Origin of the sequence: Pseudoxanthomonas sp. PXM02, assembly GCF_014851805.1 — a bacterium.
In the GTDB taxonomy this organism is placed as follows: Bacteria; Pseudomonadota; Gammaproteobacteria; order Xanthomonadales; family Xanthomonadaceae; genus Pseudoxanthomonas_A.
Genome location: NZ_JACVAK010000004.1, coordinates 203,191 through 224,531, shown reverse-complemented (window position 1 = coordinate 224,531; position 21,341 = coordinate 203,191). Strand labels below are relative to the sequence as shown.

21 protein-coding genes and 2 tRNA genes are annotated in these 21,341 nt (G+C 66.7%); 10 read left to right on the top strand and 13 right to left on the bottom strand.

The features are described 5' to 3' along the window. Window positions 1–4: 4 nt before the first annotated feature. From IB225_RS18120 to IB225_RS18090, 7 genes are all read right to left on the bottom strand, one after another. Window positions 5–526 carry a DNA-deoxyinosine glycosylase gene (locus IB225_RS18120; protein ID WP_192313541.1) on the bottom strand — a complete coding sequence of 174 codons (522 nt, stop codon included), beginning with the start codon at window positions 524–526 and terminating at the stop codon, window positions 5–7. A gap of 3 nt (window positions 527–529) precedes the next feature. Beyond that, complete coding sequence (locus IB225_RS18115) at window positions 530–985, bottom strand: DMT family transporter (protein WP_192313538.1); 456 nt, start codon at window positions 983–985, stop codon at window positions 530–532. 70 nt (window positions 986–1,055) lie between these two features. Then, on the bottom strand, window positions 1,056–2,297 hold the full coding sequence (locus IB225_RS18110; RefSeq protein WP_192313535.1) for an MFS transporter: 1,242 nt from the start codon (window positions 2,295–2,297) through the stop codon (window positions 1,056–1,058). Window positions 2,298–2,465: 168 nt separating this feature from the next. Next, window positions 2,466–4,868, bottom strand: coding sequence for a TonB-dependent receptor (locus IB225_RS18105; protein WP_192313532.1), 2,403 nt, complete (start codon window positions 4,866–4,868; stop codon window positions 2,466–2,468). Between the two features lie 75 nt (window positions 4,869–4,943). Further along, window positions 4,944–7,952 (bottom strand): beta-phosphoglucomutase, encoded by a 3,009-nt coding sequence (gene pgmB, locus IB225_RS18100; protein ID WP_345776646.1) that lies wholly within the window; start codon window positions 7,950–7,952, stop codon window positions 4,944–4,946. 246 nt (window positions 7,953–8,198) lie between these two features. Beyond that, a complete protein-coding gene (locus tag IB225_RS18095) occupies window positions 8,199–9,233 on the bottom strand; it encodes a LacI family DNA-binding transcriptional regulator (RefSeq protein WP_345776645.1) in 1,035 nt (344 codons plus the stop codon). A gap of 5 nt (window positions 9,234–9,238) precedes the next feature. Continuing rightward, window positions 9,239–9,688, bottom strand: a complete 450-nt coding sequence (locus IB225_RS18090) for a DUF1801 domain-containing protein (protein WP_192313526.1) — start codon at window positions 9,686–9,688, stop codon at window positions 9,239–9,241. A 299-nt stretch (window positions 9,689–9,987) separates the two neighbouring features. Here IB225_RS18090 and IB225_RS18085 point away from each other — a divergent pair, with 299 nt between their 5' ends. Next, window positions 9,988–10,620, top strand: coding sequence for an OmpW family outer membrane protein (locus IB225_RS18085; protein WP_192313523.1), 633 nt, complete (start codon window positions 9,988–9,990; stop codon window positions 10,618–10,620). Window positions 10,621–10,711: 91 nt separating this feature from the next. Here IB225_RS18085 and IB225_RS18080 read toward each other — a convergent pair whose 3' ends face one another. Together IB225_RS18080 and IB225_RS18075 are read right to left on the bottom strand one after the other, a co-directional pair. Next, on the bottom strand, window positions 10,712–11,269 hold the full coding sequence (locus IB225_RS18080; RefSeq protein WP_192313521.1) for a DUF1453 domain-containing protein: 558 nt from the start codon (window positions 11,267–11,269) through the stop codon (window positions 10,712–10,714). A 30-nt stretch (window positions 11,270–11,299) separates the two neighbouring features. Further along, window positions 11,300–12,184 (bottom strand): DMT family transporter, encoded by an 885-nt coding sequence (locus tag IB225_RS18075; RefSeq protein WP_225584030.1) that lies wholly within the window; start codon window positions 12,182–12,184, stop codon window positions 11,300–11,302. Between the two features lie 70 nt (window positions 12,185–12,254). Between IB225_RS18075 and IB225_RS18070 the strand changes: the two genes are divergently transcribed. From IB225_RS18070 to IB225_RS18060, 3 genes are read left to right on the top strand one after another with little or no spacing between them, the layout of a single operon-like run. Beyond that, window positions 12,255–12,953 (top strand): DUF2306 domain-containing protein, encoded by a 699-nt coding sequence (locus tag IB225_RS18070; RefSeq protein WP_225584029.1) that lies wholly within the window; start codon window positions 12,255–12,257, stop codon window positions 12,951–12,953. A 30-nt stretch (window positions 12,954–12,983) separates the two neighbouring features. Beyond that, window positions 12,984–13,466, top strand: a complete 483-nt coding sequence (locus IB225_RS18065; protein WP_192313519.1) for a YajQ family cyclic di-GMP-binding protein — start codon at window positions 12,984–12,986, stop codon at window positions 13,464–13,466. Next, window positions 13,459–14,019, top strand: a complete 561-nt coding sequence (locus IB225_RS18060; protein WP_192313517.1) for a DUF1415 domain-containing protein — start codon at window positions 13,459–13,461, stop codon at window positions 14,017–14,019. The genes IB225_RS18065 and IB225_RS18060 overlap by 8 nt, the downstream gene beginning before the upstream one ends. 122 nt (window positions 14,020–14,141) lie before the next feature. On the opposite strand, the gene IB225_RS18055 is transcribed toward IB225_RS18060, so the two are convergent. The 4 genes from IB225_RS18055 to IB225_RS18040 form a co-directional block, all read right to left on the bottom strand. Beyond that, complete coding sequence (locus IB225_RS18055; protein ID WP_192313515.1) at window positions 14,142–14,594, bottom strand: transposase; 453 nt, start codon at window positions 14,592–14,594, stop codon at window positions 14,142–14,144. Between the two features lie 120 nt (window positions 14,595–14,714). Then, entirely contained in the window at window positions 14,715–15,407 is a 693-nt protein-coding gene (locus tag IB225_RS18050) for an HAD family phosphatase (RefSeq protein ID WP_192313513.1), read from the bottom strand. Next, window positions 15,404–16,111, bottom strand: coding sequence for a pseudouridine synthase (locus IB225_RS18045; RefSeq protein ID WP_192313511.1), 708 nt, complete (start codon window positions 16,109–16,111; stop codon window positions 15,404–15,406). The genes IB225_RS18050 and IB225_RS18045 overlap by 4 nt, the downstream gene beginning before the upstream one ends. A gap of 4 nt (window positions 16,112–16,115) precedes the next feature. Next, on the bottom strand, window positions 16,116–17,129 hold the full coding sequence (locus IB225_RS18040) for a class I SAM-dependent methyltransferase (RefSeq protein WP_192313684.1): 1,014 nt from the start codon (window positions 17,127–17,129) through the stop codon (window positions 16,116–16,118). A 217-nt stretch (window positions 17,130–17,346) separates the two neighbouring features. Here IB225_RS18040 and IB225_RS20570 point away from each other — a divergent pair, with 217 nt between their 5' ends. The 6 genes from IB225_RS20570 (at window position 17,347) to IB225_RS18015 (ending at window position 21,335) form a co-directional block, all read left to right on the top strand. After that, entirely contained in the window at window positions 17,347–17,472 is a 126-nt protein-coding gene (locus tag IB225_RS20570; RefSeq protein ID WP_255527990.1) for a hypothetical protein, read from the top strand. A 432-nt stretch (window positions 17,473–17,904) separates the two neighbouring features. After that, a tRNA-OTHER gene (locus IB225_RS18035) sits at window positions 17,905–17,974 on the top strand. Window positions 17,975–17,976: 2 nt separating this feature from the next. Further along, window positions 17,977–18,042: transfer RNA gene (locus tag IB225_RS18030), tRNA-Tyr, on the top strand. A gap of 373 nt (window positions 18,043–18,415) precedes the next feature. Next, entirely contained in the window at window positions 18,416–19,534 is a 1,119-nt protein-coding gene (locus IB225_RS18025; RefSeq protein ID WP_192313509.1) for a slipin family protein, read from the top strand. Between the two features lie 153 nt (window positions 19,535–19,687). After that, a complete protein-coding gene (locus IB225_RS18020; RefSeq protein ID WP_192313507.1) occupies window positions 19,688–20,911 on the top strand; it encodes an RtcB family protein in 1,224 nt (407 codons plus the stop codon). A gap of 130 nt (window positions 20,912–21,041) precedes the next feature. Beyond that, on the top strand, window positions 21,042–21,335 hold the full coding sequence (locus IB225_RS18015; RefSeq protein WP_192313505.1) for a hypothetical protein: 294 nt from the start codon (window positions 21,042–21,044) through the stop codon (window positions 21,333–21,335). Window positions 21,336–21,341 lie beyond the last annotated feature (6 nt).

Here is a 21,341-nt window from a genome sequence, read left to right as displayed (position 1 = left end):
ATTGTCAGCCGCGGACACGCAGCAAAGGCGCAATCGCGTCCCATGCCGCGCGCAGCCGCTCGTACTGGAAGGAGGCGTTGGCAGGACTGGTCGATGGCAGCGCGAACACGACTGGCCGCTGCGTCTGCGGCAGCTGCGGCTCGACATGACGACGGAACGCCTCGGCGGCCTTTCCTCCATTCAGCGCGATCGCCTGGATGCTGCGATGCGCCACCAGCAGGTCGGCCACCGGGTTGGCGACCTCGGTCCCGCGCACGATGCTGGCGTCCAGGCTGCCACGACGTTCGCACTGGCCGATGACATCCCATAGGCCGACGCCGCCCTCATGCAAGCCACGCATGCGTGCTTCATACGGCAGGTCGGTCGAGAACCCGCACAGCGACGCCATCAGCGGCCAGAACCGGTTACGGGGATGCGCGTAGTAACGTGCGGCGTGCAACGAGGCATCGCCCGGCATCGACCCCAGCACCAGCACGCGGCAGTCCGCGCCGATGCTCGGCGGCAGACCGGTCAGCAGATCACCCACCCCTCAAGCGCCCGCGGACTGCCAGGGCTTCACCACCAGCAGCGCGCCGGCGACCACCAGCAACAGGCCGACCACGCGCAACGCATCCACCGGCTGCCGCGCGTGCAGCACGCCGTAATGGTCCAGCACGACCGAACCCACCAGCTGCCCGGCGACCACCAGGCAGATCAGCGATGCCGCGCCCAATCGCGGCACCAGCAATGTCGCCGAAGCGACGAACACCGCGCCAATCGCGCCACCCATCCATGCCCACCACGGCACCTTCGCAAGTGCGGTAGGCACGAACACCGGGCGCGTCAGCAGCCACCAGGCAAGCAGGACGCCCGTGCCCACAAGGAACGAGCACAGCGACGCGAACAGCGGCCCGAAGGTCTGCCGGCCGAGCGACGCATTGATCAGTGCCTGCAACGGCAACAGCATGCCGATGAACAGGGCCAGGGCCACGCCGGTCGCGTTCATGCGTCGTCTCGTGTTCGGGGAGCGACACGATACGCCACCCCTCTTGCGAGGTGGCGTCAACGCCCGCACGTTACGCCGCCAGCGGAATGCCTGGACGCTTCGACACTGCGCGCTGCAGCAGCGCCATCGACACTAGCAGCATCGCCATCGGCGCCAGCAGCAGGTAGAACGCCCGCGAGCCGTCGAAGTGCGCGAACAGCTGGCCGGTCACGTACGAACCGGTGGTGCCGCCCAGTGCGGAGAACACGACGATGAGCCCGGTCATCGCTGCGTGCCGCGACTTCGGCAGCGCACTGAGCACCACCGAATTGATCGCCGGGTAGATCGGCGCCATCAGCAGGCCGATCATCGGGAACACGTACGCGGCAGCAGGTGCGTTCCACCACGTCATGCCCTCGCGCGCCTGCACGTTGGCCGCCAGCGGCAGGGCCAGCAACACCAGCACCGCCATCGCCACCACGCACGCGGACAGCAGCCAGAACCACGGGATGCGCCGCAGCAGCACGCCGCCACCCAACCGTCCCAGCGCCAGTGAGCCGGCGAAGATGCTGGCCGCCTGCACGCTGAGCGTGGTGGGCAGGTGCAGGATCTCGCGGTTGAACGTCGGCAGCCACGTGTTGATCGCCTGTTCCATCAGCACGTAGAGGAAGGCCGACACCAGGAACACCACCACCAGCGGCAACGCGAGCAGGCGGAACATGTCGATGAAGGACTCGCCCGCAGCGTGCCCATCCTGCGCCGCACGCTCGTCCAGCGTGCAGGTCGCCAGCAGCACGACAACGGCAATGCACATCGCCGCCAGCACCCAGTAGACATCCAGCCACACCGGATCGCCCGGCATGTCGGCATTGATGAAGGCCGCGAACAGCCACGCGCTGCCGAGGATGCCGACCATGAACCAGCCTTCCACCGTGCTGGTCAACGCGGCATGCGCCTTGGGTCCTTCGGTCAGCAGGCCGATGCTGGAATAGACCGACACCTTCACCAGCGCGAACGCCACGCCCACCGTGGTGAACAGCAGTTTGGTCGCCCAGAACGCCTGCAGCATCGGCATCGCCACGCAGGCGGCGGCGACCAGCAGCAGGCCGAGCATCATCGCGCGGCGGTAGCCCAGTCGCGGCAGGAACGAGGCCACCAGGAACGAGGTGACCGCGATCGGCAGGTCCTTGAACGCCTCCAGCAGGCTGGCGTCGGCCTTGGTGATGCCGAAGCCCTGGATGGACTGCAGGATCACCGTGCCCACGGAGTTCAACAGCATGGCGAAGATCATGTACGTCAGGATCATCGCCAGGATCATGCGGGTGCGCGTCATGGGCGGTACCGGAAGAGTCGTGCGCATCCTAGCCGCATCGGCCGGACCGCGAGGCGGATCGCCGCGCCGGAGCCGGCGCGGCGACCATCAGGAGAGTGCATCCGCCACCACGCCGGGGAGAGACGGCGCAGGGCGGATGCGCGCCCGCGGGGTCGCGGGCGGAAGGCATCACCAGCGGTACGCGACGGAAGCCTGGTACGACGTGCCTTCCAGCGGACGGCCCATGAACACGCCGCCACTGGTCGCGTTGCCCAGCACGCGGGCATTGCCCTCGGTCAGCGCGATCTCGTCGGTGACGTTGCGGCCCGAGAAGGTGAACTCCCAGTGGTCGCCCACATGCGCGCTGGCACCGATGTCCCAGGTGTCGTACGACGGCAGCACCTGGCCGTTCGCGGGATCGGAGTACCGGTCACCCACGTGCGTGTAGGTGGCGAACGCCTTCAGGTCGCCCCACGGCAGCGACCAGTAGTAGCTGGGCGTCAGCCGCGCGCGGAACTTCGGCTGGCGCACTACCTGGTTGCCGTCGTAGGTGGCGAAGTCGCCGTACTTGGCGCGCAGCCAGGTTGCGTTCCACGCCAGTTCGAAACCGCCGGCGGGACGCCACGCACCCTCGAACTCCAGGCCACGCGCCTTCGAGTCGCCGATGATCACGACGTTGTTGCCGTTGTTGTCGAACGCCTGGTAGCGCAGGCCGGTGAAGTCGTTGAAGAACGCGGTCAGGTACATCTCGTACGTCTCGCCGCCCGCCTTCAGGCCCAGCTCGTACTGGTCGATCTCGGTCTTGTTGTTGGCGCCATCGCGCAGGTTGTCGAACTGCGGGAAGGTGAAGCCCGAGTTGACGCGACCGAACAGGCTGACGTTGTCGTTGAGCGTGTAGTTCAGGCCGGCCGTCCAGGACACATCGCTGTCGTTCTGGTCGATGCTGCGCGGCGTGGTGGAGACGGACGTGGCGTTGTCGTACAGCGTGTTCTGATCGCCGTCCAGGTCGACCGTGATCGGGTCCCACACCGTGCCGTTCACTTCCTGCCGCTCGTAGCGCACGCCGGCATCCAGGCGGATGCGGTCGTTGACGGTCCACTCGTCGGCGATGAAGAAGGCGGTGTTCTGGCCGTCGTAGTCGCCGCGGATGTTGTAGAACGCGTTGCCGACGAAGCCGTCACGCGTCGCCACGCGACCATCGGACAGCGCCAGGTTCACCCGGCGGGCGTTGTCCTGCGCCGTCAGCAGCATGTTGTTGCCCAGCCACCAGCGGTCCTTGGACGAGTAGTCCGCGTAGTACACGCCGAAGGTCAGCGAGTTGCTGTCGGTCAGGTCGACGCTGAAGCGCAGGTCGTTGGTGAACGAGCTGATTTCCTTCTCCACCACCCAGAAGCCCGCCGTCAGCACCTGCTGGTTCGGATCCACCGCGCCACCGCCATTGACGAACGTGCCGGTGCCGGTCACGCCCGCGCCGTAGGTGTCGGTGATGTAGGACGACAGCGTCTGCGGGTTGGCGCCGGTGAACAGCGCGTAGGTCGGCGCATCGCCCTTGATGTAGTTGAACTTGTCGCTGATGGTCCAGTTGCCGACGTACCAGTCCAGCGAACCGCCGAACACGTCGATGTCCACGCCGCGGCCATCGGCCAGGTCGCGCGTCATCGTCTGGTTGCCGACGCCGGTCGGCAGCGTCACGCGACGGAAGTCGTCGCCGACCAGCGTGCCGGTGGTCGCGTCCAGGCCGGGGAAGCTGGAGATGTCTTCGCCGTTGTTGCGCGAGACCAGCGGCACCGCGGTGTAGAAGGTGTTCTTGTCATCGGTGTGACGGGCGTAGAGGTTGAACTCGCCTTCGGCCCAGCGCTTGGTCAGCGCGGCGCTCAGCTGGCCGCCCTTCTCGACCGGGAAGCCCGTCTGGCGCACGCCGTCGGTCTCGCGGTAGAAGCCGCCCACGCTGTAGTACCAGCCACTCTCGGCGCTCAGCGGACCGCCACTGTAGAAGTCGACGCGCTGCAGGCTGTCGGTACCCAGCGTCACGCGCACCAGGCCTTCCGGCGTGTCCTCGCCCTTCTTCTGGATGAAGTTGACCGTGACGCCCGGCTGGCCGTTGGAGTAGATCGGGCTGGGACCGCCACGCAGGCCTTCGACGCGCGCGATGGTGTCGTCGATGCGGAACAGCGTGGTGTTCTCGAGGAACGACAGGGTCGGCGGCGGAAAGATCGGCGAGCCGTCCAGCTGCAGGGTGAAGAACGGCGCGTCGCCTTCCGACGGCATGCCGCGCACGAAGACGTTGGCGCCGGTACCGCCGCCGCTGGCCTCGGCCCACACGCCCGGCACGATCTTCAGCAGGTCGGCAGTGCTGGTGGGTGCGGTTTCCTGGATCTGCTCGGGCGTCGCCGTGCTGATCGAGAAGCTGGCGTCGCGCTTGCGCAGTCCCTTGAACTTGGCGGTACCGCTGACGACGACGGCGTCCAGCGTGGTCGCGTCGTCCTTTGCGGCGGCCGGGGCGGCGTCCTGTGCGGCGGCCAGCGTCGGCGCGAGCGCCATCGCGATGGCGGCCGACAGGGCGTAGCGCATCGGGTGCTTGCTGTGTTTCATGGTCTCTCCCTCCACGTAATGCGATTGTTGTTGTAGTGACAGGCTGCCCGCCGCGGCTTCTGTGGCCCCGTGCGGTCAAGGCGAAACGAACGTCCTCAGGTCGAAATCGGCGATGCGGGGAATCACGGCATCGGCGTGGCGCAGCGCACGCGCATCGCCGATCCCGATGGCCGCCATGCCCGCGGCATGGATGGCCTCGACGCCGGCAGCGGCGTCTTCCACGCCGATGCAGCGGTGCGCCGGTACGCCCAGTGCGGCGGCGACATCCAGGAAGATGGCCGGGTCCGGCTTGGCGCGCACGATGCGACCGGCATCGGCGATGTAGTCGAAGCAGTCGGCGATACCCAGCTTGTCGAGCAGCGCCGGCGCATTGCGGCTGGCCGAGGCCAGCCCCAGCTTCAGCCCGGCCGCACGCGCGGCATCCAGCACCTCGCGCACGCCGTCGAACAGATCCTGCGGGCCGACGCTGGCGATTTCCTGCACGTAGTAGCCATTCTTGGTGTCGGCCAGCGCGCGCTTCTCGTCGGGCGTGTAAGCACGCGACGCACGCTCCAGGATGATCTCCAGCGATGCCATCCGGTCCACGCCCTTGAGCCGCTCGTTGACCTGCAGGTCGAAGGGCACGCCGATCTCGTCGGCCAGACGCTTCCAGGCGCGGTAATGCGTGTGTGCGGTATCGGTCAGCACGCCATCCAGGTCGAAGACCAGCGCATCGCAGACGCGCGGAAAGGTCGCCTTCGGCGGTGTCGGCACGGCCAGCGGCAGCACGGCCTCGCGACCCAGCGTGAGCACCACTTCACTACCGGCGTGCCGGAAGGCCAGCCTGTCGCCTTCATCCAGCCGGTAGCGCACGCCACGTGCGTCCACATCCACCCGCAGCGCGCACCCGAGCCAGCGCAGGTTGAAGCCATAACCCGTCCATGCCGCCGGCAGCGTGGGCGCAAATGCCAGGCGTCCGTCCGCCACACGCAAGCCGCCGAAGCCCTGCACCAGGCCCAGCCAGCTGCCCGCCATCGCGGCCATGTGCACGCCGTGGTCGGTGTTGCCGTGCAGGTCGTCCAGGTCCACGCGCAGGCTTGCATCGAAGTAACGCCACGCCTTCTCGTCCTGCCCCACTTCACTGGCGAGGATGCCGAACACCGGCGCCGACAGCGTGGAGTCGTGCGTGGTGACGGCTTCGTAGTAGTCGAAGTCGCGGCGCTTGCTGCCCGCGTCGATGCCATCGCCCGCCAGCACCAGCGCCATCACCACGTCGGCCTGCTTGCAGACCTGGTGGCGGTATAGCGTGAGCGGGTGGTAATCGAGCAGCAGCGGACGATGCGGTCCTTCGCGCTTCGGGAACGGCCAGCGCGGCTTGCCGAGGAAGTCGTCGTCCTGCGGATGGATACCCAGCGCTTCGTCGACCGGCAGATGCATGGCATCGGCGGCGCGCTGCCAGAGAACGACTTCATCGGCATCCAGTCCGATGCGCGATGCCAGCGCGGCGAGTGCCTGCGGCCGTTCGGCCGACAGCCGCGACCACGCGTCCACAGCGCGCTCAAGGTGCCGCTGCGCCATGCGGTTGGTGTACCAGTTGTTGTTGACCAGGGTGGTGTATTCGTCCGGACCGGTCACTTCATGGATGCAGAACGCACCACCGAGTCGCGGATTGAAGTGTCCGGCCTGTGGCCAGATGCGCGCCGTCTCGAAAAGAATCTCGGCGCCAGCCTCGCTGAGGAAGTCGAGATCATCGCTGGCGTCGAGATAAAGCCCGATCCCGTACGCGATGGCGGCGTTGATGTGGTACGCCGCCGAGCCGCTGGGATAGTGCGCGGAACATTCGCGGCCGGCGATCGTGCGCCACGGATAGAGCGCGCCGCGCGGATGGTTCATCGCGCGTGCGGTCTCGCGTGCGCCGTCCAGCGTGCGGTAGCGGTACATCAGCATGGCGCGCGCCACGTCCGGCGCGGTGAACGCCATCACCGGCAGCACGAAGGCCTCGGTATCCCAGAAGCAGTGGCCTTCGTAACCCTCGCCGGTGATGCCCTTGGCGGCGGTGCCGGTGATGCCGTCGCGGCCGGCGGACTGCAGCAGGTGGAACAGATTGAAGCGCAGCGCAAGTTCCGCCGCGGGATCGCCGTCCACCGACAATCCGGCACGCTGCCAGAACGCGCGCATCGCCTCGGCCTGCGCCTCGGCGATGGCCTCGAAGCCCGCCGATTGCGCGCGCGTTAGGACCGCATCCACGCCATCGGCCGCGGTGCCGTTGCCATCGTCGTAGACGACGAACTTCTCGATCACCACCGACGCGCTAGGCGTCAGGGTGGAGACGAAACGCTGCTCGACGCGCCCCACCCCGGCCGTTGCGCTCTCGAAGATCAGGCCCGGCGACAGACGGTGCTGCTGTGCGCAGACCAGCGCCATGTCACTGTGGTGCGTGCGCTGCGCGAGGCGCGCGCCATCGGCATCGGCGTGTTCGTCGGAAACCTGCAGGTCCTTGCCGCCATGCACGCCGATGCGCGGATCATCGCCCTGCTCGATCGCCTGGCGGCCCGTCTCGATGGACGAGCACAGCGCCAGCGGGCCGGTGTAGTCGACGGAGGCCACTTCGAAACGGATCGCCAGCAGCGCGCGCTCCGCCAGCGGCACCACGCGACGTGCGGTGATCTCAAGTGTGTGGCCTTGCGGCGTTTTCAGGCGCAGGCGGCGATGCAATGCACCGGCCTCCAGATCCAACGTGCGCTCGAACTCGAGCCACTCGGTTTCGGACAGGCGCAGCGGCTGGTCGCCGAACTGCAGCCGGATGTGTTTGCCTTCGGCCACCGGCACGCGCGTGTCGGTACTGCGGGTGAAGCCGGGGAAACGCTCGTGGTAGTGGATAGGGTTCTGTTCGTACACGCTGGACAGGAAGGTCCCGTCGCTGGCGCTGTCACCCTCTTCCAGCGCGCCGCGCACGCCCAGCGTGCCGTTTGCCAGGGCGAACAGGGTTTCGTCACGCGCAGCCCGCGCGGCGTCGAAACCCCGCTGCGTGAGCCGCCACGGGTCGGTCGGACCCTGGCGCTCCTGCGTTGCCACCCCTGCTGTCTGTTCCCGACGCTCTTCCACCGACATCCCCACGCTGACCTGATCATTCCGGGCCGACAGCCCGGGGCGGAGGCAAGCTAGGAGCCGTTGTTATCGATGTCAAGTTATCGATGTCAGATCACGACACAGCGGGTAAGCCGGTTCCGCCAACATGGGGGCCAGGGCAAGGAAAAACATTGAGATTCAACGGACTACAGCTCTTTTCCGGTCCCGCACCCGGCCGGACTGTCCACCGGGTGGACGCTGCGATGCAGCAGTTTCCTGCGCTCAGGTCGCGCGGACCACCAGATGCGTGGGCAGCGTCTCGGAGACGGCCGCTTCCCCCTCGATCAGGGCGCGGACCTTGCGCGCCAGCAGCACGCCGGCGTCGATGAAGTTCTGGTGCACCGAGGTCAGCGGCGGCACGTAGGTCGCGCCCAGCGGCGTGTCGTCGTAGCCGATCACGGAGACGTCCTCCGGCACGCGGCGGCCACGCTCGATCAGCGCCCGGATCGCACCGATGGCCAGCAGGTCGCTGGCGGCAAACAGGGCGTCGACCTGCGGATGCGCCTGCAGCAACGCGTGGACGGCATCGGCGCCCGCACCGACGGTGAAGCTGGCGACGCTGGGCGTCAGCGGGGTGATCCCGTGCCGGGCCAGCGTCGCGGCGAAACCGTCCAGGCGTTCGGCGAACTCGCCATGGGCCGGATCGCCAAGGAACGCCGGCCGACGACGCCCCAGCGCGATGAAACGTTCCGCCGCCAGCGTGCCGCCGCGATGGTTGTCGCTGCCGACCACCACCTGCGACTCGTGCCGGCTGACCGCGCCCCAGACGACCATCGGCCGCCCCCAGCGCTGCACGGCATGCATGGCATCTTCGTGCGCGCCCTGGCCGAGCAGGATCACGCCGTCGGCGGCCTGCACGTTCGGCAGCGAACCACCCTGCAGTGACGTCAGCAGCACGCTGTAACCGGTGGAGGTTAGCTCCTGGGTGATGCCGCCCAGCAGATCGAGCGGATACGGCCCCGACATCTGCCGTTCGACGGTGGGTTTCATTTCCACCACCACCGCCACCGTCATACTGCGGCGGAGCTTGAGATTGCGCGCGCTCACGTTGAACGCGTAGCCGTACTGCTGCGCCACCTCGCGCACCCGCGCCCGCGTTTCCGCGTTGACCAGCGGGCTGTCGCGCAGGGCGCGCGATACCGTGATCGCCGATACACCGGCCACTTTCGCCAGATCCGCCATCGTCAGGTGATCGCCGGGCGACGGCATCTCCGTCCGGGCGCGTCCGGTGCGCGGCTTGCGTTTGGCAGGGGGCATGCGGGTCACTTCCGTGCGCGGCTGGCTTCGTATTGTGCAATATGCGCGTCCACTGGCGTCGACGCGATCACCGCTCCGATCACGTCGGGCAGCAGGTCATCCAGCGCCTTGAAGCGCAGGCAGCTCTTGCCCATGTCCAGCCGCTTGCCGGCATCCGCATAGGCATTGCGAAGTACGACGTCCTGGGCGGAGTTCGCGTAGCACGTCGTCAGGTACAGCGCGTAGTACTGCTTCTGCGCCGCCAGCGCGACGTACGACAGCGGCTGCTTGTTGTAGGTGGTCGGGTAGCGCGACAGCGGTATCTCCCAGCAGACCATGCCCCAGCTCATCGTCTCGACATAACCCTCGGGCACATACCGGTTGACCAGGTCGCGTACCGCCGACACCACGATCCGCCGCTCCTCCGGCAGTTCCGCCAGATAGTCCTCGACCGTCTTCGCCTTGCTGCTCGCCATGGTGGACACCCCGTGTTGCGCGAACAGTAGCGCAGCGGCGTGGCCGCGTCATGCCGTTCGGCCAAACGCCCGCCATCGCCCCGACGAATGAACAAATGCGGCGTTCCGGCTCAGCCACATGCAGACACCGTGAAATACCTGCCGTAAACCGCGACATATCCATTGCGTTGTCGATCGATTCACGTCGCGGGGTAGGGGGCATTCATGCGTGGCTGGTTACGGTGCGCTCGCCCTGACGGCAATGACGCATCACGCATTGCACGGAAGGGACATAAGAAAACAGAACAGGAGATTCCTGCATGACGTCCATTCGAACCCTCACGATTGCCCTGGCTTCCCTCATCGCCGTTCCGGCCTTTGCGCAGGACGCAACGACAGATACCGGCGCTTCCACGTCCAGCAAGCGTTTTGCCGTGGTGGGTGGCGCCGCCATCCTCAAGCCCGACCGCGATCCCGCGCCCGGCCTGAAGATCGATGGCGATGTCGCGCCCGTGATCAGCGCCAGTTGGTATGCCACCGACAACATCGCGGTGGAACTGTGGGGTGCGGCCGACAAGTTCAACCATCGCGTGAAGGCCGATGGCGCCGGCAAGATCGGCACTGTCGACCAGCAGCCGATCGCGTTGAGCGGCCAGTACCACTTCGGCACGCCCGACAAGGTGATGCGCCCGTTCGTGGGTCTGGGCTATTACGAGTCCAACTTCAGCAACGAGACGATCGGTGGTGACGGCGCCCATGTGGGCCTCGAGACCGCCAAGGGCGCGATCGCCACGGCCGGCATCGACTTCAACATCAACGAAACCTGGTTCGCGCGCACTGATGCGCGCTACATGAAGGGCGACGCCGGTGTGCGCGTCGCCGGCCAGGGCACCGGCGAAGAACTGACCATCGACCCGTGGGTCGTGGGGGTGGGTATCGGCGCGCGCTTCTGATCCATCGCTCCAACGCGTCGGTACAGCGGCGGGCTTCCGGGTCCGCCGCTTCTTTTTGTGTGGTGCGGAACGTGCCCTGTCGCCGAACCCGTCAGCGCGCGCCGTAGCCGCGCAACCGCTCCAGCCGGGCGACGCGCCACTTCACGCACCAGGCGTAGACCAGGTAATAGCCCAGCAGCAGGCCGCCCACCGCCAGCAGGCTGCCGTGCCCGCTCAGCAGCGCATGCGTGGCCGGCACACTGTCCGAACGCCAGTACTGCACCATCTGCACCGTGCCCCACACGATGCGGCCCGCCACGATGGCGACCAGCAGCAGCGCCAGCCAGGCATTGGGCTGGTAGTACACGCCTTGCGGCGCCACGTCCCAGCGCGTCAGCCATACGCCGATCAGGCCGAGGACGCCACCTGCGGCCAGCCCCATACCTGCGCCGACCAGGCTGTCAGGCCACCAGAACAGGCCGAACGCGCTGACCGCGACGAAGATCGCCACCGACACCAGCAGGCTCCAGGCATTGAGCGTCAGCAGCCAGCCACGCGCCATGCGGCGTGCGCGACCGTAGCGGTAGCGCTGCCACAACGAGAGCGGCAACAGCACCACCCACAGCGCGAGCAGCAGGAACACGAACACCAGGACGAGGACGATAGGCATGGCCGCATCATGCCGCAAAACAACGGATCGTCAGGGATGCTCCGCTTCCACGTGCACCTTTTCCCGCCGCAGCAGGTACAGGCCGCTGGCGACGATGATGCCGGCACCGATCCAGGTGACGCCGTCCGGCAGCACCGACCACAGCGCCACGTCCAGCAGCACGCCCCACAGCAACGCGGTGTACTCCAGCGGTGCGATCAGCGACGCCTCGCCGCGGCGGAAGGCTTCGGTCAGCGCCACCTGTGCCAGCGATCCGGAGACGCCGACGCCCGCGATGATCCAGCCATGCGCCGGCTGCAACGGCTTCCACGCCGGCAAGGCCAGCAGCAAGGCGCCCAGCGAGAGCATCACGACGAACCAGAACACCATCGCCTGCGTACTGTCGCGCTGCGCCAGCATGCGCACGGTGACCGCACCCATGGCGTAGCAGATGGCCGCGATGAGGATCGCCAGCCCGCCACCGGTCAGCATGCCTTCGCCGGTCGGCCGCAGGATCACCAGCACGCCGACCAGACCGATGCCGATCGCAATCCATCGTGCCGTACCCACCTTTTCCTTCAGCAGCGGCCCGGCCATCGCGGTGACCAGCAGCGGTGCGACGAAGGTGATCGCATACGCCGTGGACAACGGCATGGTGCGCAGGCCATAGACGAACCCCGCCATCATCGCCACGCCCAGCGCGCCACGCAGCAGATGCAGTGGCCAGTACACGTGCAGCAGCGAACGCACCGGTACCGTGGCCAGCACCCACAGCGCGACGAGCGGGAGCGATGAAAGGCCACGCAGCGCGGCGACCTGCAGCGGCGGGTAGTGCGAGGAAAGCAGCTTCAGGCCCGCGTCCATCAGGGCGAACATCAGGACGGCCGCCAGCATCAGCAGGACGGCGGAAGCCAGCGAAGGACGGGGCGGAGTCATGCGGCATTATCGCCTCGCCGCGTCGACGCGCGTGCGCTACCCTGCGCCCACCCACCCGAAAGGCAGGCCGATGACAGGGAACGCCGCACGCACCCGTCGATCCCCGCGTTCGCGCCTGCCGTTGCGCCTGACCTGGGCCGCCCTGTGGTTGCTGCTCGGGTTCGTCAGCCTCGAGTTCCTGCTCGCCGCCTACGGCAAGTACCGGCACCTCGATTCGGCTGCCTACGGCATGTTCATGACGCGACGCAGCTGGCTGTGGCTGCATCTCGCCGGCGGCCTCACCACCGTGCTGCTCGGGCCGGTGCAGTTCCTGACGCAGTTGCGCCTGCGCAGTCCACGACTGCATCGTCTGGCGGGCCGCGTCTATCTGGTCGGCCTGCTGGTGGCGGCCATCGGCGCCACTGGACTGATCGCCACCTCACCGGCGCCGTTCGCCATCCGCCTGGCATTCGCTGCAACGGCTCTGGCCTGGCTCACCACCGCCTTGACAGGACTGATCGCGATCCGCCGGCGCGACGTGGACAGGCACCGGCGCTGGATGACGCGCAACTACGCGGTGACGCTGGCCCCGATCATCTTCCGCCTCTCGTTGCCGGTCGCGATCGCCAGCGGATTGGCGCCTTCCCCCACGCTGATCGCCACGCTGCTGTGGTGCAGCTGGATCGTCCCCCTGCTCGCCTGCGAGACCGTCCGTCGCGTGGCAGGCATGGCGCGCTCCCTGTCCCGGCCACCGTCCACGGACGGGGCCGCGCTTGCCGACACACGGTAGAATTCCGCGCCCCGCTACAGGATTTCCCCCATGCCCTCTTTCGACGTCGTCTCCGAAGTCAACGTCCACGAGCTGACCAATGCCGTGGACCAGGCCAACCGCGAACTGTCCACCCGATTCGACTTCAAGGGCGTGGACGCCAAGTTCGTGCTGGAAGAGAAGCTGATCACCCAGTCCGCGCCCAGCGACTTCCAGCTCAAGCAGATGACCGACATCCTGCGTGCGCGCCTGATCGCGCGCCAGATCGATGCGCGCTGCCTGGAGTTCGGCGACGTGGAAACCAACCTGGCCGGTGCACGCCAGAAGATCACCGTCCAGCAGGGCATCGAGCAGAAGCTGGCCAAGAAGATCGTCTCGACCATCAAGGACGCCAAGCTGAAGGTCGAAGCGCAGATCAACGGCGACAAGCTGCGTGTCACCGGCAAGAAGCGTGACGACCTGCAGGACGTCATTGCGCTGCTGAAGAAGACCGAATTCGAGCTGCCGCTGCAGTTTGACAACTTCCGTGACTGATACGCCCGACACCGTCGAGGGCAGCGACCCGATCGACGCGACCCGCCGCTGGGTGGAGCGCGCCGTGATCGGGCTCAACCTGTGCCCGTTCGCCAAGGCGGTGTACGTGAAGCAGCAGGTCCGCTTCGTACTGAGTGATGCCAGCACGCCCGAAGCGCTGCTGGAGGAGCTGGCCGAAGAACTGGTGCTGTTGCGCGACACCGATCCCGATCAGGTCGACACCACGCTGATCGTGCACCCGGATGTGTTGACGGACTTCCTGGACTACAACGACTTCCTCGAAAACGCGGACGCTGCGGTCGAGGCGCTGGACCTGCAGGGCGAGATCCAGGTGGCCAGCTTCCACCCGGACTACCAGTTCGCCGGCACCATGCCGGACGACATCAGCAACTACACCAACCGCTCGCCCTACCCCACCCTGCACCTGCTGCGCGAAGCCAGCATTGACCGCGCGGTGGAAGCCTTCCCTGATCCCGACGTGATCGTCGAGCGCAACGTGAAGACGCTGGATGCGCTGGGGCATGCGGGGTGGCAGAAGCTGTTTGCGGAGTAACGGGATCGCTCGTGATATGGGGCGCGGGGATGTTGGGTGCGGAAATGTTCGGTGCAGCGGTGTCGGGTGTGGGAGCGACGTAAGTCGCGATGCTTTTCCTTCGCCAAAACGCATAGTGGCGATCAGAGCCAGACCGCATCCCACCACGCATACTCCGCCACGCTTCGCGCCAATCCGGCGCGCAAGGGATTGGCCACGATGTAGCGTCCCGCCGCGACAATCGACGGCCCGCTGCGCAATGCATGATCGTGGAATCCCTTCTCCCACACGATGCCGGATTCGGGGTGATTCAGGCGAATGAATCGGCCGCTGTTGGATTTCAATCGCTGCACCGTTGTCGACAAGCTATCCAGCGAACCGAGCTCGATCACGCCATGCCAGTGGTCCGGCATCAGCACCCAGCACAGCAGCCTGGAGCGATACCACAACCGTGATGAGGTCATCGCGCGGCAGGCATCCATGGCGCGTTCCGGCTGAAGGAAGAGCGGACGGCGATTCGCGGTCGTGAAGGTCACCATGTAGACCTGACCGGCCTGGGAGGAGCGGCCTTTTCTCAGTTCCGAATAGCCCGACATCGCTTACCTCCTGTGGACGAAGGTAAGCATGGCAAGCACAGCATAGAGCGCCATCGGAGAACCGCTTGCCGGGGTATCGGCTTTTCACGGGAACGCTTCGCGACTTACGTCGCTCCCACATCAGACATCCGGATGTGTCGTCAGCCGCCGCTCCAGCAACACGCGCGCCTCGTCGAGCGATGGCAGGATCAGATGGCCGAGCGCACGCACGGTGTCGTCGGGCTCGAGCAGATCGGGGATCTGGATCGGGTACATGCCTGCGGCCAGTGCGGCGCGCACGCCGGTCGGTGAGTCTTCGAGGACCAGACATTGCACCGGATCGACGCCCAACGAGCGCGCGGCCAGCAGGTAGACATCGGGCGCGGGCTTGGGGTGCTCGACATCGCTGCTGGTGCAGATGGCATCGAAGCGCGGCAACAGGCCAGAAGCCTCCAGCTTCTTCAGCGCCAACGGCCGGCGCGTCGACGTGGCGACGGCACGGGGAATGCCGCGCGCCTGCAGGAAGTCCAGCATCGCCAGGATGCCCGGACGGTGCGGAACACCAGCAGCGACCACCGCGTCGTACAGCACGTGCGACCGCTGCAGGATGAGGTTGCGCTGCGTCTCTCCGACCGCTTCATCCAGCAGGTGCCGGCACACGGCTTCGCTGTGACCGACCATCGCCAGCCACAGCACGTCCGGCAGATCGTGTCCGAGCTCGCGCGCAGCCTCCGCGAGGCAACCGATGATCGCGCGCTCGCTGTCGAGCATCAGCCCGTCCATGTCGAAGATCACCGCCGTCGGCGTGAACGGCAGCGACAACGACGTCGTCATGCGGCGCCCCCGAACAAACGCTGCAGGTCGCTGTCGTCGAGGATACGCCATTCGCCCGGCGCCAGACCGTCCAATGTCAGTCCGCCGACGCGGCTGCGATGCAGCGCTTCAACGTGGTTGCCGACGGCGGCGAACATGCGGCGCACCTGGTGGTAGCGCCCTTCGGTCAGCGTCAGGTGCCCATGGCGCGGATCGATCACCTCGAGTCCCGCGGGCGCCAGCGGCGTCTGCTCCGACTCCAGCATCAGCGTGCCACTGGCGAAGATCGCACCCTCGTCGCCGCGCAGATCCTGCGCCAGCGTTGCGTCGTACACCTTCGGCAGGTTGGCCTTCGGCGAAATGATCCGGTGCAGCAACCCGCCGTCGTCGGTGAGCAGCAGCAGACCGCTGGTTTCGCGATCCAGCCGCCCCACCGTCGACAGCACCGGCGAGCGATCGCGGAAGCGCGACGGAAACAGGTCGTAGACGATGCGCCCCGTGTCCTTGGTCGAACAGGTGTAACCCACCGGCTTGTGCAGCAGTATGGTCAGGCCGGGCGCAGGATCCAGCGGCTCGCCATCCACGCGGATGGCGTCGTGGTCGACCGGGTCGTCGGCATACAACACCTCGCCGCCTGCATCCGTGATGCGACCCTCGCGGAACATCCACTGCACCTGCTTGCGGCTGCCGTAGCCGAGGTTGGCGATGTGCTTGACGATCTTCATGCGCTCAGCGCCTCGCCTTCGTGGCCGCGATCACCTTGAAACCATCGCGCTCGCCGGCCACCCGTACCTCACCGAAGCTGTCGTTCAAGGTCTGCTCGTACGGCAGGTGACGGTTGGCCACCAGCCACAACCGTCCACCCGGCTTCAGCGCCGAAGCAGCTACGGTGATGAATCGCTGGCCGATGTCGGGTCGATCCGCTCGACTCTGCGTGTGGAACGGCGGATTGCTGACGATGAAGTCGTAACGTTCCGGCAAACCACCGGTCACGTCGTGCCAGCGGAAATCGATGCGTGCGGATGACGTCACCGCGCCCAGGTTCTCTTTGGCCAGAGCGAGTGCTCGCGCTTCTGCCTCGTAGAGATCCAGTCCCGTAATACCCGGGCAGCGTTCCAGCAACGCGAGTGACAGGAAGCCCCATCCCGCGCCGAGATCCGCACCATGGCCGCTGATGTCGTTCGGCAGGCATTCGACGAGCAGCGCGGAGGCAGGATCGATGCGATTCCAGGCGAACACGCCAGGACGGCTGAGGAAGCGACCGTTCTCGATGCGGCGTGGCGCGTCGAGCGCGGCCCACTGCCGTAGCAGTGCCTCATCCGTTCCTTCGCCGAGCGCGCGAGTCCAGAACGTACGGCAATGGAACTTGGTCAGCGTGCCCGCGATGCCGGTGAGTTGCTTCAGGTCCGCCTCTCCAGACTTCGCCCCCTCGTTGTTGGTCATCGAAGCGACGACGATGCCGCCAGGTTGGGCCAGTTGCAGCGCACGCGCCAACAATGCACGCGCCTCTTCGCGCTGTCGCGGCGGCAGTACCAGCACCAGCGGATAGCGCGCACCGTCCGAGGCGGCATCGGCAACGACGCGCAACCCCGCGCGCTCCAGCAGTTCGGCATCCGGACGGAAACTCTGCTCGCAGACCAGTTGCGCCAGCGGGAACTGGCGCAACGCAGCACCGTCGCGCGCACGCAGGAACAGCACCGGTCCGGAAGGCCAGGTGAGCGGACCCTGTGCGAAGGGCAGCATCAATGCGTCGAGCGCGGGATCGGAGAATCGAGAGGCCACGGGCGGCACGCGAGGGGAAGGAGGACGCCATTCTAGCGGCTGGCCACTGGCGACCGTTTCCGACACCGCTCATCGGCTGCGCAAAACAAAATTAAAAAAGTGTTGCGCGAACAAAACAACCGGCGTATCGTGCGCGGCCTTCGGCCCCTGCGGCTGTTTTTTCACCAGACTGATTTCCATGAAGCCCGCGTACGACACCGCCAACACGCTCGACCTGCAGCCATCGCGCTGCGGCCTGCGCGTGCGTGCGTATGCCTTCGATGCCAAGCACGGCAACGAATCCGCACGGCATCTGGATACCTGACATCGGCTGACTCCCTGGGAGATCGGCCACCCCGATCTCCCGAGGAACGCGAACGCCCTCGGGTCGCAAGTCCCGGGGGCGTTTTGTTTTCAGCGTTCGCGGAGGATGCGCATGCATCGACCAGGTTTTTTCCATTCCACCACGGAAGTTTCTTTCCGCCCTGGAGCATCCGGGTAGCGCGTCCACGCGTCCCGAGGCAGGGGCGCGGCTGCGACCGGCGCATGTGCGCTGCGTTGTGATGCTTCGACGCGAGCGGCGCGGGGAATGGACACCACAAGGGCGCATCGCGCCCGAACGAATTGCCGGTTGGCGACAGCCGGCAATGAGGAGCATCGATCGAACACGCTACAGCGGTACGGGTTTGGATCCCGTCCGGTGCGCGCGGCGCTGCCGTGGCGTATGCCGAAGCGTGGGAGAAGGTGTTCCTCGAGCGGACGAAAGCTCAGCGGCAGAGCAGCGGCGCAAGCCGTTGGCCACCGGTTCGAATCCGGTTCGTCCACCACTGGATAGCTCAGATGGGTAGAGCATCGGACAGTAAATCCGACGGTCGCGGGTTCGACTCCCGCTCCAACGCCTGCAAGGGCACATGACCTTTCACGTCATGACACCGGGACGCATGTCCCACCCAGGAAACGCCCCGTGTGGCGCGACGTCTTTCCGCGAAGGACTGCAGGAAGACGACACGTCGCAGCGGGGACGGTGCCGGCACCGCGCCCTCGACGCGGATGCGCGTGGCGCTCGATGCGATCTCCGGATCGGATTGTCGCCACGACGCCTCCGCCGACAGCGCCGGCTGTCCGCACCGTCTCCGTCCAGGGGCGTTTCCGCCTTCTTCCGTCGGCTGCAGGTTGCAGCCGGCACTCCACCGTCGCGGAGTTCGATCCGTCGCGACGATGCAGACAACCCGGATCGAACCACCAGAGCCAACAAGGAGAACAACGCCATGTTCTGGACCAAGAGGGTCGTGATCGGTGACGGCGAGCGCGGCCTGGTGTATCGCAACCGTCGGTTCGAGCGTGTGCTCGCGCCGGGTGTGTACCGCTGGTTCGACCCGATGGGTCGCACCGAGGTGCGCTTCTTCAACATCGCCGCGCCGGAGTACAGCGGCCACGACGTCGACGCGCTGATCGTCGGCCTGGGCGAGCGCCTGGGCGAGACCTTCGTCTGCGCCGACATCGGGGTGGACCAGGTGGGCCTGGTGCTGAAGAACGGCAAGCTGGAAGACGTGCTGCCGCCCGGCACGCGGCGCCTGTACTGGATCGGCCTGGTGAAGGTCGAGGTGCAGACGGTGACGCTGGCCTCGCTGGAAGTGGACGCCGCCGTCGCGCGTCGTCTGCGCCAGCTGGGCTCGCTGTCGAAGCTGGCCGTGGTGGCCGATGTGCCGGCGGAGTTTGCCGGCCTGGTGTTCATCGACGGCAAGCTCGAGCGCACGCTCGCGGCAGGTAGCTACGCCTTCTGGAACTTCCGGAAGAACGTGGTGGTGGAGGTGGTCGACCTGCGCATGCAGACGATCGAGGTCTCGGGCCAGGAGCTGTTGACCCGTGACAAGGTCAGCCTGCGCGTGAACCTGGCCGCGAGCACCCGCGTCACTGACGTGGTGGCATCGCGCACCAAGGTGGCCAAGGTCGGCGACTTCGTCTACCGCGAACTGCAGTACGGCCTGCGCAAGGCGGTCTCCGCCAAGACGCTGGACGAACTGCTGGGCGACAAGGCCTCGCTGGACGCCGACATCTTCGCCTACGTGCGCGGCCAGTTGACCGGCCTCGGCGTGGACGTGCTGGGCGTCGGCGTGAAGGACGTGATCCTGCCGGGCGAGATGAAGGAGATTCTCAACGCGGTGGTGCAGGCGGAGAAGCAGGCGCAGGCCAACGTGATCCGTCGTCGCGAGGAGGCGAACGCCACGCGTTCCCTGCTCAACACCGCCAAGCTGATCGACGAATCGCCGGTGCTGATGCGCCTGAAGGAGCTCGAGGCGCTGGAAAAGGTCACCGAGAAGATCGACAAGCTCACCGTGTTCGGCGGCCTGGATGGCGTGCTGAAGCAGCTGGTGACGTTGAAGTAGTAGTGCGCTGCCCCTTCCCCCGCATGCGGGGGAAGGCTGGGATGGGGGCAAACGGAGCACGGGAGACGGATCGACCGCGCATGTGTACGCCCCCACCTCAACCCTCCCCCGTGAACGGGGGAGGGGGCTTTATCCATTCAATGGAATGACGACATGAACATGCAATCCCAATTCGAACTGCTGCATGCCGAGCACAGCACCACGCCGATCAAGGGCTGGGTGCGCGGCGTGCCGCTGGACCAGGGCGCCCACGAGCAGCTGCGGAACATCGCGGCGATCCCCTTCGTCGGCCCGTGGGTCGCGGTGATGCCCGACGTGCACCTGGGCAAGGGCGCCACCGTGGGCTCGGTCATCCCGACCCGCGGCGCCATCATCCCGGCCGCCGTCGGCGTGGACATCGGCTGCGGCATGGCCGCAGTACGCACCACGCTGCGCGCGAAGGACCTGCCCGACAACCTGGCGCAGTTGCGCTCGAGCATCGAACGCAGCGTGCCGGTCGGCAACGGCCGCGGTGGCGAGCACTGGAAGCTACCCGACAGCATCGCCACCCGCATCGCGCAGTCGGGGCTGGAGCCGCGCCTGGAGGCGATCAAGCAGAAGCACCGCAAGATCCGCACCGACAAGCTGGACCGCCAGATCGGCACGCTGGGCGGCGGCAACCACTTCATCGAGATCTGCCTGGACGAGGCCGACGCGGTGTGGGTGATGCTGCACAGCGGTTCGCGCGGCACCGGCAACCTGATCGGCACGTACTTCATCGAACGCGCGCGCGAGCAGTTGGCGCACCGCGTGCTCGGCTTCCACCTGCCGGACAAGGACCTGGCCTTCTTCATGGAAGGCGAGCCCCTGTTCGACGACTACGTGGAAGCGGTGTCGTGGGCACAGGACTACGCCCGCGAGAACCGTGAAGCGATGATGTCGCGCGTGCTGGCCGAGATGCGCCAACGCCTGCCGAAGTTCCAGTTGGAGAAGATGGCGGTCAACTGCCACCACAACTACGTGCAGAAGGAGACGCATGGCGGCGTGGATCTGCTGGTCACCCGCAAGGGCGCGGTGAGCGCGCGTGCCGGCGAGCTGGGGATCATTCCCGGCAGCATGGGCGCGAAGAGCTTCATCGTGCGCGGCAAGGGCAACGCGGACAGCTTCCACAGCTGCAGCCACGGCGCCGGTCGCGTGCTGAGCCGTACCGCCGCGCGCCAGCAGATCACGCTGTCGCAGCACCGCGAGGCCACGGCGCACGTCGAGTGCCGCAAGGACGCCGGTGTGATCGACGAATCGCCGGCCGCCTACAAGGACATCGATGCCGTCATGGCCGCGCAGTCCGACCTGGTGGAGGTGGTCCACACACTGCGCCAGGTAGTGTGCATCAAGGGGTGAGCTTCGGCTCGCCCCTTCTTTTATTCAGCTTTGCCAAACGCTTCGTTCGCACTCGCGCAATGTTTGCTTGACCCTGCGCGAACATCGCGGCTGCCAGACTCGCGATCATCGTCCTGCCGGAGAGTGGAAGATGAGAGCGTTGTTCGTAGGTGGCGTGGTGGATAACAGCGAGATGGACCTGGAAGGCGGACGCCCGCCGGTCCACTATCCCGAGAACAGCGGCGGCGGCCACGCACGCTATCGCCTGCATCAGGTCGGTGAACGTGCGGACGGCAGCATCGCCTACGCGGTGTACGGTGCGCCCGATCTGCCCGAGGACGAGATCGAGCGCGTGATCGAAGAACGGGCTTACGAACGCCGCTTCGATGCGATGCCGGTGCGGGCCGAGGACTTCGCCAGCGACGACGACGGTCGTCGTCACTAGCCTGAC

Bases quoted from the DNA above. Each gene is read 5' to 3' on its own strand.
- IB225_RS18115 (WP_192313538.1), bottom strand. From the start codon at position 985: ATGAACGCGACCGGCGTGGCCCTGGCCCTGTTCATCGGCATGCTGTTG.
- IB225_RS18110 (WP_192313535.1), bottom strand. From the start codon at position 2,297: ATGACGCGCACCCGCATGATCCTGGCGATGATCCTGACGTACATGATC.
- IB225_RS18105 (WP_192313532.1), bottom strand. From the start codon at position 4,868: ATGAAACACAGCAAGCACCCGATGCGCTACGCCCTGTCGGCCGCCATC.
- IB225_RS18095 (WP_345776645.1), bottom strand. From the start codon at position 9,233: ATGCCCCCTGCCAAACGCAAGCCGCGCACCGGACGCGCCCGGACGGAG.
- IB225_RS18090 (WP_192313526.1), bottom strand. From the start codon at position 9,688: ATGGCGAGCAGCAAGGCGAAGACGGTCGAGGACTATCTGGCGGAACTG.
- IB225_RS18085 (WP_192313523.1), top strand. From the start codon at position 9,988: ATGACGTCCATTCGAACCCTCACGATTGCCCTGGCTTCCCTCATCGCC.
- IB225_RS18080 (WP_192313521.1), bottom strand. From the start codon at position 11,269: ATGCCTATCGTCCTCGTCCTGGTGTTCGTGTTCCTGCTGCTCGCGCTG.
- IB225_RS18075 (WP_225584030.1), bottom strand. From the start codon at position 12,184: ATGACTCCGCCCCGTCCTTCGCTGGCTTCCGCCGTCCTGCTGATGCTG.
- IB225_RS18070 (WP_225584029.1), top strand. From the start codon at position 12,255: ATGACAGGGAACGCCGCACGCACCCGTCGATCCCCGCGTTCGCGCCTG.
- IB225_RS18065 (WP_192313519.1), top strand. From the start codon at position 12,984: ATGCCCTCTTTCGACGTCGTCTCCGAAGTCAACGTCCACGAGCTGACC.
- IB225_RS18055 (WP_192313515.1), bottom strand. From the start codon at position 14,594: ATGTCGGGCTATTCGGAACTGAGAAAAGGCCGCTCCTCCCAGGCCGGT.
- IB225_RS18050 (WP_192313513.1), bottom strand. From the start codon at position 15,407: ATGACGACGTCGTTGTCGCTGCCGTTCACGCCGACGGCGGTGATCTTC.
- IB225_RS18045 (WP_192313511.1), bottom strand. From the start codon at position 16,111: ATGAAGATCGTCAAGCACATCGCCAACCTCGGCTACGGCAGCCGCAAG.
- IB225_RS18040 (WP_192313684.1), bottom strand. From the start codon at position 17,129: ATGCTGCCCTTCGCACAGGGTCCGCTCACCTGGCCTTCCGGACCGGTG.
- IB225_RS20570 (WP_255527990.1), top strand. From the start codon at position 17,347: ATGAAGCCCGCGTACGACACCGCCAACACGCTCGACCTGCAGCCATCG.
- IB225_RS18025 (WP_192313509.1), top strand. From the start codon at position 18,416: ATGTTCTGGACCAAGAGGGTCGTGATCGGTGACGGCGAGCGCGGCCTG.
- IB225_RS18020 (WP_192313507.1), top strand. From the start codon at position 19,688: ATGAACATGCAATCCCAATTCGAACTGCTGCATGCCGAGCACAGCACC.
- IB225_RS18015 (WP_192313505.1), top strand. From the start codon at position 21,042: ATGAGAGCGTTGTTCGTAGGTGGCGTGGTGGATAACAGCGAGATGGAC.